This window comes from Pseudoclavibacter sp. RFBG4 (assembly GCF_002931515.1).
Lineage (GTDB): Bacteria > Actinomycetota > Actinomycetes > Actinomycetales > Microbacteriaceae > Pseudoclavibacter.
In genome coordinates this window covers 101,809-116,530 of the sequence record NZ_PSYC01000020.1, presented here as the reverse complement: position 1 = coordinate 116,530, position 14,722 = coordinate 101,809, and the positions used below count along the sequence as shown (strand labels likewise).

The window sequence follows — 14,722 nt, the reverse complement described above, 5'->3', positions numbered from 1 at the left end:
GGTTACGGGCGCTCATCGGTCACGGCAGCTGGGAGTCCCGCGTCTCTGGCAAGCAGATCGGCCACGGACTCCGCACGGATCAGCGTGCGCGCCTCGCCGTCGCGAACCGCGACGACGGCCGGTCGGCCGATCATGTTGTAGTTGCTCGAGAGCGACCAGCAGTATGCGCCGGTCGCTGGCACGGCGACGAGGTCGCCAGGGGCGACATCGCTCGGAAGATAGTCTGCCAGAACGACGATGTCGCCGGACTCGCAGTGTTTTCCAACGACACGAACGAGCGCCGGGTCGGCCGTGGAGGCCCGCGAAGCCAGGCGAACGCTGTACTCGGCCTCGTAGAGGGCCGCCCTGACGTTGTCGCTCATGCCTCCGTCGACGGAGACGTAGAGGCGCTCGGCGCTGCCGCCCTCGTCGAGCGGGACGCGAACGGACTTCGTCGTCCCGACCTCGTACAGGGCGGTCCCGGCGGGGCCGATGATGGTCCGACCCGGTTCGAAGGCCATGTTCGGCACTGCGACGCCGAGCCTCGTGCAGGCCGCTGCCACGTGGGAGGCGATGTGGGAGGCCATCGTGCGGATGTCGGTGGGCGTCTCGCGCGGCAGGTAGGCGATGCCGTAGCCGCCGCCGAGGTTCAGCTCCGGAACCGGTCCCCCTTCGAGGAGGCGAGCGTGGACCTCGACGAGGCGGTCGGCGGCCTCGCCGAACCCGTCGGCGTCGAAGATCTGCGAGCCGATGTGCGAGTGCAGGCCGAGGAACTCCACGGAGTCGTGCTCGCGGATGCGCGCGACGAACGCATCCACCTCATCGAGGGGGATGCCGAACTTCTGGTCCTCGCGGCTCGTGGCGAGGAACTCGTGTGTCGAGGCGTGCACACCCGAGTTGACGCGCAGCCTCACTGGCTGCCGAACGCCCGCGGCCAGGGCGGCCGCTGCGACACGGTCGAGCTCCTGGGCGCTGTCGAGCACGATCGCCCCGATACCGGCGCCGACGGCGATGCCGATCTCGCGCGTCGACTTGTTGTTGCCGTGGAAGCCGATGCGTGCGGGGGGCGCGCCCGCGGCGAGCGCGAGGGCGAGCTCGCCCTCGCTGCACACGTCGATGGCGCAGCCCGCTTCGAGCATCCAGCGGACGACGTCGGCGCTCAGGAACGCCTTGCCCGCGTAGTAGACCTTGGCGGTGACGCCGAGCGGCTCGAAGGCGTCGGCGAACGCGGCGACGGTCTCCGCTGCACGCGAGCGGGCGTCGGCCTCGTCGACGACGTACAGCGGCGTCGCGAACCGCTCCGCAAGCGCTCGGACGTCCATGCCCGCGATCTCGATCGCGCCGTCCGCCGCTCGAGCAGCGTTCCTCGACCAGACGTGGGAGTCGAGCTCGTCGAGATCCGACGGAACTTCGAGGTCGGCTGGCGCCAGCGGGCTGGCAGCCGTCTGGCTGGTGGCGTGGGGTTCGTGGAGAGCTTCAGGCACCAGAGCATGCTATCTGCTGGCCCCTCGCCGGAACAGGCGAGAGGCCAGAGCACGCACGCGGGCGGATTACAGGCAGTCGGCCACCGCGGGCAGCTCGCTCAGCCGCGCGCCGTCGACCTGCCAGGAGAACGAGATCGCGTCGCTGGTGACGGCCGCCTCGGTGACCTTCGCCTCGAGCTCCGAGTCCGCACAGGTCGGCACCTCGACCTTCTCGTTCGAGCCGAACGGGATGCTCGTCCCGAAGAGCGTCATGCTGCTGTCGCTCGTGACGAAGAGCTTGCCGTCCGTCGCCTCGTAGCCGAGCTCGGACTCGACCTTCACCTGCCACTCGCCGGTGCCGCTGATGGCCTCGATGTTGATCACGTTGTCGCCGTAGCTGATGGTCGTGTCGTAGGAGTCGGTGTTGATCTCGCTCTCCTCGCCCTGGAGCGCGGCCGGAACGCCGTCGAGGACCTCGGTCGAGACGGCGAGATCGACCGTGGTCGAGTCGACGGGACCTTCGAGCGACGCGTCGATGCCCGTGAGGTCGATGCCGACGGTGATGTCGCCGTCGCCCTGCGACGTCATGGTGGCGTGCTCGATCTTGCCGGTGAGGAGCTGCGCGAGGACGCTGAAGCCATCCACCGTGACGGCGTACTCGCTCGGGGCCGCCGCCTCGCCGTAGTTGTCGATGACGATCTTCCCCGCCTGCTCCTCGAGCGCGCTCGTGACGTTCGCCCGCGCCACGGCCTCGCCCACGACAAGACCAACGGCGATCACGACGACGCCGACGCCCGTCCAGAGCCACCATTGCGCGTACCAGGGCCGCGGCTTCTTCCCCTGCGGGGGCTGGCCCCCCTGCCACGGGCCCGGCTGCTGACCGTGCGGCGGCTGACCGCCCGACTGCGCGTACTGCTGTGGGGCCCCGCCGTGCTGCGGCTGGCCGAACTGCTGCGGCTGCTGTGGCTGGCCGTAGGCAGGTCCTTGCGGCTGCTGGCCGTAGCCAGGCTGCTGCGACGAATGCGGGTACCCGGAGCCCTGGCCGTATGGTGGCTGCTGCTGCTGGGGACCCCGGCCCTGTCCGGGCTGCTGCGGCTGTCCAGGCTGCTGTCCGTACCCGGGCTGCGATGCCTGCTGACCGTATCCGGGATGCTGGCCCTGCCCCGGCTGCTGACCGAAGCCCTGTCCGTTCGGCGGCATGCTCATCTCAGTTCTCCAGTTCTTCGGCGGCCGGCCGACGTCGCGCGGAGTGCGATCCATCGAGCGCGTCGGGGCGGCCTCGTCGGCATGGACCCCATCGTCGCAGCTCGAAACTAGTCGCGACAGGTGGAGAACTCCCCGGAATCCGGGATCTCAGCGGAGAGCGCGATGTTCCTCGCCTCGACGCCGACCGTGAGCATCCCCTCCGCGATGCGCAGCTCGGACACGTGCAGGCCGGCAGGGAGGTAGTCGGCGGTGCAGATCGGCACCGCGAACTCGGCGATGTCAGGGAGCGCCTGCGTGAGGGCCTGGCCGAACGCCGTCCCTGACACCTCGACATCCGTCGGATCGATGATCACCTCGCCGTCGACGAGGCGCAGCTGCGCGTCGACGGTGAGCGTACCCGTGAGGCCCAGGATGGAGACCGTCGAGCGGTAGGACAGCTCGTCGTCGCCGAGCTCCAGCGACGCATCGGTTCCGGGGAGCGCGGCAACGCCCTCGAGGGTCGCCTCCGGCACGTTGAGCGTGCCCGCGAGCATCTCGGTCCGCATCCCGTCGAAGATGTGCACGCCGTACGCGTCCACGGTCGCCGCCAGGTTCAGGCCGTAGGCGGTGAGCTCATCCGCTGAGACCGTGACGTGGCTCGCCCGACCGGTGGCGAGCTGCCACAGCGTCGAGAAGCCGTGCACACGCGCGCTGACCTCGCCGTCCACCCCGGGCGGGAGCGTGTCCTGCACCTGCTGGGCGATGCGATCCTGCGCGACGAGGCGAACCCCGACGTCGAGGCCGACGAGCAGCAGCAGGGCGCCGAGCAGCCAGAGCGAGGCCTTGACCCAGCTGCGTGCGCGCGACTCCCGCAGGAGCTGGATGCGCTCCTCCGGCGGACCGAGCGCGGTCACGTCCGACTACATCCGCTCGGGAGCCGAGACGCCGAGCATGGTGAGTGCCGAGCGCAGGACCGTGCTCGTGGCGTCGTTCAGCCACAGGCGGGTGCGGTGGAGGTCGGTGATCTCGTCGTCCCCACGCGGGATGACACGGCAGCTGTCGTACCAGCGGTGGTAGAGGCCTGCGAGCTCCTCCGCGAAGCGGGCGACGCGGTGCGGCTCGCGCAGCTCGGCGGCGGCCGCGACGACGCGCGGGAAGTCCTGCAGCGCCCCGAGGAGCGCCGACTCGGACTCGTGGTCGAGCAGCGACGGCTCGAAGACCGAGCGGTCGACTCCGGACTCGGCGGCGTTGCGTCCGACCGCGCAGGTCCGGGCGTGCGCGTACTGCACGTAGTAGACGGGGTTGTCGTTGGTGCGCTGCGCGAGGACATCGAGGTCGATGTCCAGCGTCGAGTTCGCCGAGGATCGCACGAGCGCGTAGCGGCCCGCGTCGACGCCGACGGCGTCGACGAGGTCGTCGAGCGTCACGATCGTGCCGGCGCGCTTCGACATGCGCACGGGCTCGCCGTCCTTCACGAGATTCACCATCTGGCCGATGAGGATCTGCAGGTTGACGCCCGGCTGGTCGCCGAACGCCGCGACCATCGCCATCATGCGCGCGACGTAGCCGTGGTGGTCGGCGCCGAGCATGATGATGCACTGGTCGAAGCCACGCTCGCGCTTGTCGAGGTAGTAGCCGATGTCGCCGGCCATGTAGGTCGGGCTGCCGTTGGATCGCACGACGACGCGGTCCTTGTCGTCGCCGAACTCGGTGGTGCGCAGCCACTGCGCGCCGTCCTGCTCGAAGATCTGGCCCTGCTCGCGGAGGCGCTCGATGGCTCGCGAGACCGCACCGGACTCGTGCACCGAATCCTCGTGGAAGAACACGTCGAAGTCGACGCCGAAGTCGTGGAGCTTCTGCTTGATCTCGCCGAACATCTGCTCGACGCCCTTGGAGCGGAAGACCTCCTGCTGGGCCTCCCGGTCGAGCTCGGCGATGCCGTCACCGTAGGCCGCGGCAACCTGCCCGGCGATGTCGCTGATGTAGGCGCCGCCGTAGCCGTCCTCCGGAGTGCCCTCGCCGAGGTAGGCCGCGAGGAGCGACCGAGCGAAGCGGTCGATCTGCGCCCCGTGGTCGTTGAAGTAGTACTCGCGCGTCACGTCGGCACCTGCCGCCGTGAGGACGCGGGCCAGGGAGTCGCCGACGGCCGCCCAGCGGACACCGCCCATGTGGATGGGGCCCGTCGGGTTGGCGGAGACGAACTCGAGGTTGAGCTTGACGCCGGCGAGCGAGTCGCCATTGCCGTACGCCGATCCGGCGTCGACGATCACCTTGGCGAGCGCGCCGGCCGTGGCCGTGTCGAGGGTGATGTTGATGAAGCCGGGTCCCGCGACATCTGCACTCGCCACCTGGGGGTCGAGGATCAGCTGCTCGACGATGCCTGAGGCCAGCTCACGCGGGTTGGTGCCGACGCGCTTCGCAAGGCGCATCGCGATGTTCGATGCCCAGTCGCCGTGGTCGCGGTTGCGCGGCCGTTCGAGAACGATGTCCGTCTCGGGGACGGTGATGCCCTCAGCGCCTTCTAGGGGCGCGAGCGCGGCGTTGACAGCGGTGGTGAGTGCCGTGACGAGAGCTGGAGAAGTCATAGGCCTCCCATCCTAGAGCCGCTCGAGGGCCGTCGGCGGCGCGTGCTCGCGCCACCGTCAGCCCAGCTGCACCCGCTCCGTCCAGTCCTCGAGGATGAGCTCGCTCGAGGTCGCGTCGACGTGCAGCTTGGACAGGCGGAGGTTCGCGATCGTGTTGCTCAGGAACGCCGTGTCCGCGGCATCCCTGCCGCTGGCGATGCGCTGCATGAGGCGGCGCGGCGCGAGGTGCGTCGAGTCGACGACGTACCAGGCTCCGTCGACCAGCACCTCGACGACGGCGTGGAAGTCCATGGGCACGAGCCCCGGCGCGTACACGGAGACGAGGCGCGCCGGGAGGTCGTTGGCGCGCAGGAACGCGATCGTCAGGTGAGCGAAGTCGCGGCAGACGCCCTGCCGCTTCAGGAAGGTGTCGCGCGCGCCGTCGGTCGGGGCGCTCGAGCCCGGCACGTAGCTGATGTTCCTCGACACCCAGTCGACGACCGCGTCGACGAGCTCGAAGCCCTGCTTGCCGCGGAACATCGACCGCGCGGTCGGTCCGAGCAGGTCCGACTCCGCGTAGCGGGACGGGCGGCGGAACTGGATGAGGTCCAGCTCCTCCGGCTCGTTCGGCTGCGCGCGGTCGAGCACCGTCGCGGAGTAGCGCATCTCGATGTGCTTCGCGGAGGTCGTCACGCGGTGCAGCCGGCACTCTGAGCGGTCGATGGATTCGATGACGTCGAGCGGTTCGCCGTCGCCCGTGATCGTGAAGGACTCGCTCTCGAGGTTCGCCAGCGTGTGGGCAGCGATCGAGAACACGAGGTCGGCTTCCCCGTCGAGTTCGAGGTCAATGGCAGATTCGATCTTTCGCATCACCAGCGGATTGTGTCACGCTCCCGTGGCCTTCCCCCACAGCCGCGCGCGGTGGCGACCAGTGGCGTTCGGGCACCCTCGCGCCCTGTTAGTATTGGCTCCGCGTTGCTGAAAGCTCAGTTCCGCATCCGCCTCCGTAGCTCAGTGGATAGAGCACCGGTTTCCGGTACCGAAGGTCGCAGGTTCGACTCCTGTCGGGGGCACATCTCGATGTCTGGTGACATCGCAAGGGCCCGGCGCTGCTCAGCAGCTCCGGGCCCTTCCGCATTCGCAGCGTGCGGACGCTCGTGCTCCCGCGCCGGGATCTGTTCACCGACGCGCAGGACGCGTGCCCGAGAGGACATTGACACTCTCGACGCACCACCGCTACGGTCGGCAGTACCTCGACGAGGGGAGGCAAGGATGCCCACCTACACGTATCGGTGCGAGAGCGCGCACCGCTTCGACGAGGTGCACACCATGCACTCGGTACCGGAGAAATCCGTGTGCCCAGAGTGCGGGCAAGATGCGAGGCGCCGCCCGGCTGCTCCGCATCTCTCCGTCGCAGGCTCTTCCGCCTACGGCCTCATCGATGCCGCCTCGAGGTCCGCGCATGAGCCGGACGTCGTGACCTCGCTCCCCGGAGCTCCTCGGAGACCCGGCGGCGGCATCACTCGCAACCCACTCCACGCGAAGCTGCCGCGACACTGACGTCGCGGGGCTCGCACCGACCGAGGCTGCCGCCACGCAAGGGATGGCTGTTCGGTCACCGACGACCGAGGCTGCCGCCACGCAAGGGATGGCTGTTCGGTCACCGACGACCGAGGCTGCCGCCACGCAAGAGACGGTGAATCGGTCACAGACGAAAGGACCGAGCCATGCCCGACGTGCTGTTTCCACTCGACTCGACGAAGAAGTTCGAGGACCAGGAGAAGATCGGCCACAACCGGTGGCATCCGGAGATCCCACCGGTCGCTACGGTGAAGCCCGGCGACGAGTTCCGCGTCGACTGCCGGGAGTGGTTCGACGGGGCGATCGTCAACGACGACTCCGCGGAGGACATCCTGAACGCGCCGCTGCTGACGGTGCACAAGCTGAGCGGGCCGTTCCGGATCGAGGGTGCGAAACCTGGCGACCTCCTCATCGTCGACATCCTCGACGTCGGCCCGATTCCCCAGGAGAAGGGGCCGCTCGCGGGCCAGGGGTGGGGCTACACGGGAATCTTCGCGAAGGAGAACGGCGGAGGGTTCCTCACCGATCAGTTCCCGGACGCCTACAAGGCGATCTGGGACTTCAGCGGTCAGACGGCGACGTCCCGTCACGTGCCAGGGGTGTCCTTCACGGGCCTCATCCACCCGGGCCTCATGGGGACGGCTCCGTCGGCGGAGCTGCTCGCGAAGTGGAACGCACGGGAGGGAAAGCTCATCGCGACCGACCCCGGCAGGGTTCCGCCGCTCGCGCTGCCGCCGGAACCGCAGTTCGCCGTGCTCGGCTCGCTCCCGGATTCCGAGTTCGATCGTGTCGCTGGCGAGGCCGCCAGGACGGCTCCCCCGCGCGAGAACGGCGGCAACCAGGACATCAAGAACCTCTCGAAGGGCACCCGCATCTTCTACCCCGTCTTCGTCGATGGGGCGAACCTGTCGATGGGCGACCTGCACTTCTCCCAGGGCGATGGGGAGATCACCTTCTGCGGCGCCATCGAGATGGGCGGCTTCATGGATGTGCGCGTCGACCTGATCAAGGGGGGCATGGAGACGTACGGGGTCTCGGAGAACGCCATCTTCATGCCGGGCAATGTGGAGCCCGACTACAGCGAGTGGATCGCGTTCTCCGGCACGTCGGTCACGCTCGACGGCGAGCAGCGCTACCTCGACTCCCATCTGTCCTACCAGCGGGCGTGCCTGCACGCGATCGACTACCTCACGAAGTTCGGCTACGCACCGGAGCAGGCCTACCTGCTCCTCGGCTCGGCCCCCATCGAGGGTCGCCTCTCCGGCGTCGTCGACATCCCGAACTCGTGCTCCACCGTCTATCTCCCCACTTCGATCTTCGACTTCGACGTGCGGCCGTCGGCGAACGGCCCGCACCAGATCGATCCCGGTATGGGGGCACCGAGGGCGGTCGCCTCCTAGTCGCGGGGAGAGGACCGGGAGGCCGGTGGGTGGGCGCGTGTGGCGCGCCTGCCCGCTGGCCTCTACAATCTCGTGTGCCTTCCGAGACCCCAGACGAGACGCCCACGGTGACGCCAGCAGAGACCGACGGCGCGGAATTCGCGCAAGAGCGCATCGCCGAGGCCGACCTCGCGACGACCCTGCGCGTCCTCGAGCAGCTCTCCGCCTACGACCGCGAGGACCCGGACTTCATCACGGTCCGTCGGGCGACGGCGCAGTTCTTCAAGGACGTGAAGCGCGTCGGGCGCGCCGCGAAGCGCCAGCGCATCGCAGACGCCGACAGGGCTGTCGTCGCCGCGACCGCCACGGGCGCACCCGATCGCATCGACGACGAGACTCGCGGCATCCCGATCTCGACCTCGACGACCGCTCCGACGGCCGGCGAGCTGCTCAAGCCACGCGCCTGCTACATCTGCAAGCAGCCGTACACGGTGGTCGACGCCTTCTACCACCAGCTCTGCCCAGAATGCGCCGCCTTCAGCCACTCGAAGCGGGATGCACGCGCCGACCTGACCGGCAAGCGGGCCCTGCTCACGGGCGGTCGCGCGAAGATCGGGATGTACATCGCGCTGCGGCTGCTCCGCGACGGCGCCCACACGACGATCACGACGCGCTTCCCGCGCGACGCCGTCCGCCGATTCTCGGCCCTGCCTGACTCGCCGGAGTGGATCGACCGACTCAAGATCGTCGGCATCGACCTCCGTGATCCCGCACAGGTCATGGGCCTCGCCGACTCCGTCACGGCCGCTGGCCCGCTCGACATCCTCATCAACAATGCCGCCCAGACGGTTCGCCGTTCCCCCGGCTCCTACGCGCCGCTCGTCGAGGCGGAGCTCGCGCCGCTGCCGGACGGGCCACTTCCCGAGCTCGTGACCTTCGGGCACACGAACGACGCGCACCCGCTCGCCCTGGCGGAGTCGGTCGCCGCGCACCCGATCCTGTCCTCGGCGGCGGGACGCACGGCCGAGGAGCTGACTGCAGACGCCATGGCTGCCGGCTCCTCGTCGCTCGAGCGGCTCGCGGCTGGCACCGCCATCGACGCAGGCGGCCTGCTCCCGGACGAGCTGCACATCAACTCGTGGACCCAGCACGTCGACGAGGTCGAGCCCCTCGAGATGCTCGAAGTGCAGCTCGCGAACATGACGGCACCGTTCCTGCTCGTGAGCAGGCTCCGTGGCGCGCTCAAGGCGTCATCGGCGCGCCGCACCTACATCGTCAACGTCTCCGCGATGGAGGGGGTCTTCGGACGCGGCTACAAGGGCCCGGGCCACCCCCACACGAACATGGCGAAGGCGGCGCTGAACATGCTCACGCGCACCAGCGCTCGGGAGATGTTCGAGAGCGACCGCATCCTCATGACCGCCGTCGACACCGGATGGATCACGGACGAGCGGCCCCATTTCACGAAGATCCGCCTCGCCGAGGAGGGATTCCACGCCCCCCTCGACCTCGTCGACGGTGCAGCCCGCGTCTACGACCCGATCGTGCGCGGTGAGTCGGGCGAGGATCTCTTCGGGGTCTTCCTCAAGGACTACAAGCCCGGCTCCTGGTAGCGGGAAGGCGAGCTCGCGGGATCAGAAGATCTGACCGACGGGCTCGCGCTTCTCGCTCTGGAAGGCGTCTTCCGTGCGTCCTGCGGCCCAGTAGCCGGAGAGGGAGAGCTGCGAGCGCTCGACGCCACGGGCGGAGAAGATCTTCCTGAGTCGCTTCATCTGCTCGCGCTCGCCGTGTGCGAAGACCTGCACGAGCCCATCAGGGAACGCCAGGTCCTCGACGGCTGCCGCGATGAGCTGCTGGTCGAACCCGCCATGCTCGCCTCGGTGGAGCCACTGCACGCTGACCCCCGTCGGGGCCGCGAGCTCGATGTGGTCCTCGTCCCCGGCTACCTCCACGAGGACCGCGCCCTGCGCGTCCTCGGGGAGCGCTTCGAGGGTCCGGGCGATCGCCGGGAGTGCGGACTCGTCGCCGCAGATGAGATGCCAGTCGCTCTCCGGGAGCGGCGAGTAGGCACCGTGCGGTGTCGTGGCCACGATGACGTCCCCTGGCTTCGCGTCGCGAGCCCACGGGCCGGCCACGCCGGCGTCGCCATGGACGACGAAGTCGACGAAGACCGTGCTGCTCGCGCGGTCGATCCCACGAACGGTGTAGGTGCGCCGGACGGGGACCTGCTCGTAGGGAAGCGTCGCGCGGAGCTCCTGGAGATCGAACGGGAGCTCGAGCTCGCCGACGCCTCCGCCGAAGTGCAGCTTCAGGTAGGTGTCGGCGTGCTCGAGGTCGAAGTCGTCGAGGTCTGCCCCGAGGAAGTGGACCCGGACCAGCGAGCGACTGAGTCGCTCGGTGCGCTCCACGCTCAGGCGGACGGTGGGTCCCCGCTTGCGGGGCTTCTGGGCAACGACGTCTGTCACGGTGATGGGCTCCTCGTTCGGGGTGAGTTAGGCCAGCCTAACAAGCCCTCCTGAGGCGCGCCTGTCGCTCAGCGCTGCGCGCGCCCCTCGGCGCCGGAATCGGTCTCGTAGCTTCCCAGCGCCTCTGCGAGCTCCTCGAGGAAGACATCCACTTCCTGAGCGGAGTAGCCGCGCTCGTAGACGCGCGACGTGAACTTGACGGCCTCGACCTCGTGGGACCTGACGATCTGCGCCTGCTCGCGCAGGCCCCTCTCGTGCGCCTCGAGGGCGGCGGCGGCCTGGTCGAGGAACTGGTCGACCTCGCGGACGTCGTAGCATCCGTCGAACTTCAGCGCGTTGAAACGCTTGGTGCGTACATCTTCACTTCGCACGTTGAACCTCCGGTGTCTCATGTGAAAACCGGACAAGGAGTGCTTGTCCGGTGCACGACAATTCTACGGAACTCCATGTGGAATCACACATCGACGCCGGATCGTCACCAAGCGCTCACCTGCGAAGGGCACTGTTCGCCGCCTGTTCACTCGTGGCGTCACCACGCGCACAACAATCACGTTCTTCACGGCTACACCCCGCTAGCGTTACGGAGAAGGCCGATGACCGGCCAGAAAGGGGTCTCCGTGCGTCGTGCGCTCGCTCTGCTCGGCATCGCTGCCGCAGCACTCCTCGGAACGAGTGCGCCAGCATCCGCCGAGGTCTCTCCGATCACTTCCTCCGGCTCCTCCACCGCCATAGCCCCGGCCAAGAGCCCCGGCTCGCCGCAGGGCCACATCTTCGACCCCAGTGGGCTCGTCACCGGCGACACCTCAGACATCGAGCAGGCGATCTCGACACTCGAGGCCGAGACCGACTACACGATGTACTTCGCGATCGTCGATCGCTTCTCCAACCCGAGCTCGGGCTTCGACTGGGCCAGCGAGTTCGCTTCGGCCAACGACCTCGGCTCCGAGGCCGTCATCCTGTACGTCGGTGTCGACCAGCTCGACTTCGGCCTCAACACCGACAGCGCCTTCCCCCTGGGCGACGGTGCGCTGCGCGACATCGAGACGCAGTCGATCGCCCCGAACCTCGACTCCGGGCAGTACGGTCAGGCCGCTATCTCGGCGGCGGACTCGCTCCGCCAGGAGCTCACCGGTGCCGGCACGACCACCGGCGGCGCGGGTGGCGGCGAGCTCGTCACGGGTGCCGCAGTCGGCACGATCTTCCTCTTCGTCGGCGGGTTCATCGTCGTGGTCGCCCTCATCATCCTCTTCGTCGTGCTCAGCGCTCGGCGCAAGAAGAAGAAGGGCCAGCAGGCGACGGAGGCCGAGCAGAAGGCGCAACTCGAGCAGCTCGCGCAGCGCGCCGCCGGGGAGCTCGTCAGAGTCGACAACCTGGTGAACTCCGCCGATCAGGAGGTCAGCTTCGCCGAGGCGCAGTTCGGGCCAGAGCCGGTCGCCGAGTACCGAGCAGCGGTGGCGGATGCCCGCGAGCAGCTGCGTCGTGCGTTCGGCGTCCAAGGCCAGTACCTCGACACCGAACCCGAGCCGCTGCCAGCACAGGTGCAGATGAACGAGGCCATCCTCGGCTTCGTGAACCTGGCCGAGCAGCGCGTCGCCGAACAGGCTGCACGCTTCGAGAAGCTCCGGGACATGGAGCGCAACGCGCCAGAGCTGCTCAGGCAGGTCCGCGGCGAACTCGACCGACTCGAAGGACAGATGCAGGGCGCCGAGTCCCAGCTCACGGCGCTCCGCGCCCGCTACAGTCCGCAGGCGCTCTCCACGGTCGACGACTCGACCAGCCACGCTCGCGAGCTGCTTGCGCTCGCGCGCACCGAGACGCAGAACGCCGATAGCGGTCTCCGTGAAGGACGGACGGGGCCAGCCGCCGTCGATATCGGCGACGCGCAGCTCGCGCTCTCGCAGGTGACCTCGGTTCTGGGCTCCATCGGCGCCGCCGCGAGCGACCTCGAGAACGCGGAGCAGCTCATCCGCCAGGAGATCGGCGAGCTGGAGGCCGGTCTCGCGCGCAGCACCCAGCTCGTCCAGCAGGCATCGCTGCAGCCGGACGTCGCAGCAGCTGCCGCCGCGGCGCAGGCCACCGCCCAGGAGGCGATCGCCACGGCCCGCTCCGGCAGCGCCTCGGCCGCGGATCCGCTCAGGACGCTCGGGGGTCTCAGGGAGGCGGACGAGGCCCTCGACGCAGCGATCGCGTCGCTCCTCCAGGAGCACGAGCGCCTGGCGGGACTCCGCAGACAGCTCGACGTCGCCCTCGCTCAGGCCCGCTCCGCCGTCACGGGCGGACTCCAGTTCATCGACGCGCGTCGAGGCGCCGTGGAGAGCGAGCCGCGCGCGCGAATCCAGCAGGCGGAGACCGAGCTCCGCACGGCGGAGCAGCTCGCGGCCACCCAGCCCGAAGAGGCGATGCAGCGAGCCAAGAGCGCGATAAGCCTCGCCGAGCGGGCCACAGAGCAGGCGAGAAGCCAGGTGCAGATGCAGCGCAGCGGCTACGAGCAGAGCTGGGGTGTGTCCTCGGGTTCGAACTCCAACAGCAGCTTCAACTCCGGCCTCCTCGGCGGCATCCTCGGCGGCCTCATCAGCAACAGCGGCTCCTCCAGCCGAAGCTCGTGGGGCGGCGGCAGCTCGTGGGGCGGCAGCTCGGGCCGCCGATCGGGCGGCGGCTCGTCGGGCTTCCGCTCATCGGGCGGCTTCCGCTCGTCGGGAGGGGGCTTCCGCTCATCGGGCGGCGGCAGAAGGCGCTGACGCGCACCCAGCGCGAAGACAGCGCTCCACAAACACTCCGACACATCACGGCACTCCGACACATCACGGCCATTCATCACGGATCACCAGCGAAAAGGAAGCACTCGATGTCCAACAAGCAGTCCATCTTCGGACGAATCAGCCAGCTCGTCCGCGCCAACATCAACTCGCTCATCGACAACGCGGAAGACCCGCAGCTCATGATCGACCAGCTCATCCGCGACTTCAGCTCGAACATCAAGGAGGCGGAGGCGGCGATCGCGCAGACCATCGGCCAGCTCCGCATGCTCGAGGACGACTACCGGGAAGACGTCCAGGCCGCGTCGGAATGGGGCAACAAGGCCCTCGCCGCCAGCCGCAAGGCCGACGAGCTGCGCGCGGCGAACGACGAGGTCGACGCGCAGAAGTTCGACAACCTCGCGAAGGTCGCCCTGTCGCGCCAGATCGAGTCCGAGACGGAAGCTCGCACGGCCGAGCCGCAGATCCGCACCCAGACGCAGGTCGTCGAGCAGCTCAAGGGCGGCCTCGACGGCATGCGCGAGAAGCTCCGCCAGCTCGGCGCGAAGCGCGACCAGCTCGCGGCCCGCGCCAAGACGGCCGAGGCGCAGCAGAAGGTCAACGAGGCTCTCGGCAGCATCAACGTGATGGACCCGACCAGTGACCTGGGTCGCTTCGAGGAGAAGGTCCGCCGGCAGGAGGCGCTCGTGCGCGGCCAGCAGGAGCTGCAGACCTCGAGCCTCGACTCGCAGTTCAACCAGCTCGAGGACCTCGGCAAGCTGACCGAGGTCGAGGCACGGCTTGCCGCACTCAAGCAGGGCCAGCGCGCACCTGCCGCCATCGACGCGCCGGAGCAGAGCTTCTAAGCCTCCCAGCGCAATCGTTCGCCGCTGGGACCCGTCTCACACGGTCGGGTCTCAGCGGCGTCCTCTCTTTCCAGCCGCCAACGCACCAGCGAACGAAGGTCCTCACCCATGAACCTCTTGAAGAGCGTGTTCCTCGACTCGCCGTTGTCACGGCTCGGCTACCACGCGGCGACCGCCGTCGGGCTCGCGGTCGGCGTGCCGCTCTCCACGGGCAGAGTCGAGGACCACGACGGGCTCATCGTGTGCAGTGGCCTGCCCAAGTGGGCGTTCCGGAGGGGCGGGACGTGCGTCGGCCGGGTCTACCTCACTCGCGACACCGTCGGCGAGCGGGTATTCCGCCACGAGCGCGTGCACGTCGAGCAGTGGAAGCGCTACGGCTTCCTCTTCCCGCCGCTCTACTGGCTGGCCGGTTTCGACCCGCTCAAGAACCGCTTCGAGATCGAGGCGGGACTCGAGGACGGCAACTACCTCCCGGCCCGCCGACGCCCCGCGTCGAAGAGCTGAG

General features: G+C 68.9%; 13 protein-coding genes and 1 tRNA gene. 7 read left to right on the top strand and 7 right to left on the bottom strand.

From position 1 onward, the window contains the following. Nucleotides 1-2: 2 nt before the first annotated feature. The 5 genes from lysA to C5E10_RS05605 all read right to left on the bottom strand — a co-directional run bounded on the left by lysA (nt 3) and on the right by C5E10_RS05605 (nt 6,061). Nucleotides 3-1,463 (bottom strand): diaminopimelate decarboxylase, encoded by a 1,461-nt coding sequence (gene lysA / locus C5E10_RS05625; protein WP_104330805.1) that lies wholly within the window; start codon nt 1,461-1,463, stop codon nt 3-5. Between the two features lie 66 nt (nt 1,464-1,529). Next, nucleotides 1,530-2,648 carry an LmeA family phospholipid-binding protein gene (locus C5E10_RS19515; RefSeq protein WP_104330804.1) on the bottom strand — a complete coding sequence of 373 codons (1,119 nt, stop codon included), beginning with the start codon at nt 2,646-2,648 and terminating at the stop codon, nt 1,530-1,532. A gap of 107 nt (nt 2,649-2,755) precedes the next feature. After that, complete coding sequence (locus C5E10_RS05615; RefSeq protein ID WP_104330803.1) at nt 2,756-3,541, bottom strand: DUF2993 domain-containing protein; 786 nt, start codon at nt 3,539-3,541, stop codon at nt 2,756-2,758. 6 nt (nt 3,542-3,547) lie between these two features. Then, on the bottom strand, nt 3,548-5,212 hold the full coding sequence (gene argS / locus C5E10_RS05610) for an arginine--tRNA ligase (RefSeq protein ID WP_104306900.1): 1,665 nt from the start codon (nt 5,210-5,212) through the stop codon (nt 3,548-3,550). Between the two features lie 57 nt (nt 5,213-5,269). Next, nucleotides 5,270-6,061: a transglutaminase family protein gene (locus C5E10_RS05605; RefSeq protein ID WP_181062671.1), complete on the bottom strand. Its 792-nt coding sequence runs from the start codon at nt 6,059-6,061 to the stop codon at nt 5,270-5,272. Between the two features lie 130 nt (nt 6,062-6,191). On the opposite strand from C5E10_RS05605, the gene C5E10_RS05600 reads away from it, so the two are divergent. The 4 genes from C5E10_RS05600 (at nt 6,192) to C5E10_RS05585 (ending at nt 9,764) form a co-directional block, all read left to right on the top strand. Continuing rightward, nucleotides 6,192-6,264: transfer RNA gene (locus C5E10_RS05600), tRNA-Arg, on the top strand. A 199-nt stretch (nt 6,265-6,463) separates the two neighbouring features. Further along, nucleotides 6,464-6,751, top strand: coding sequence for an FmdB family zinc ribbon protein (locus tag C5E10_RS19095; RefSeq protein ID WP_181062660.1), 288 nt, complete (start codon nt 6,464-6,466; stop codon nt 6,749-6,751). Between the two features lie 167 nt (nt 6,752-6,918). Further along, entirely contained in the window at nt 6,919-8,172 is a 1,254-nt protein-coding gene (fmdA, locus tag C5E10_RS05590; protein WP_104330800.1) for a formamidase, read from the top strand. A 107-nt stretch (nt 8,173-8,279) separates the two neighbouring features. Then, entirely contained in the window at nt 8,280-9,764 is a 1,485-nt protein-coding gene (locus C5E10_RS05585) for an SDR family NAD(P)-dependent oxidoreductase (RefSeq protein WP_374953487.1), read from the top strand. 21 nt (nt 9,765-9,785) lie between these two features. Here C5E10_RS05585 and C5E10_RS05580 read toward each other — a convergent pair whose 3' ends face one another. Both C5E10_RS05580 and C5E10_RS05575 read right to left on the bottom strand, forming a co-directional pair. Beyond that, on the bottom strand, nt 9,786-10,616 hold the full coding sequence (locus C5E10_RS05580; protein ID WP_104330799.1) for a siderophore-interacting protein: 831 nt from the start codon (nt 10,614-10,616) through the stop codon (nt 9,786-9,788). Between the two features lie 68 nt (nt 10,617-10,684). Next, nucleotides 10,685-10,987 carry a DivIVA domain-containing protein gene (locus tag C5E10_RS05575; RefSeq protein WP_181062658.1) on the bottom strand — a complete coding sequence of 101 codons (303 nt, stop codon included), beginning with the start codon at nt 10,985-10,987 and terminating at the stop codon, nt 10,685-10,687. 222 nt (nt 10,988-11,209) lie between these two features. Here C5E10_RS05575 and C5E10_RS05570 point away from each other — a divergent pair, with 222 nt between their 5' ends. The 3 genes from C5E10_RS05570 (at nt 11,210) to C5E10_RS05560 (ending at nt 14,721) form a co-directional block, all read left to right on the top strand. Beyond that, a complete protein-coding gene (locus tag C5E10_RS05570) occupies nt 11,210-13,354 on the top strand; it encodes a TPM domain-containing protein (protein WP_181062657.1) in 2,145 nt (714 codons plus the stop codon). Between the two features lie 107 nt (nt 13,355-13,461). After that, nucleotides 13,462-14,217: a PspA/IM30 family protein gene (locus C5E10_RS05565; RefSeq protein ID WP_104241515.1), complete on the top strand. Its 756-nt coding sequence runs from the start codon at nt 13,462-13,464 to the stop codon at nt 14,215-14,217. Nucleotides 14,218-14,325: 108 nt separating this feature from the next. Then, nucleotides 14,326-14,721, top strand: coding sequence for a Fe-S oxidoreductase (locus C5E10_RS05560; RefSeq protein WP_104330796.1), 396 nt, complete (start codon nt 14,326-14,328; stop codon nt 14,719-14,721). Nucleotide 14,722 lies beyond the last annotated feature (1 nt).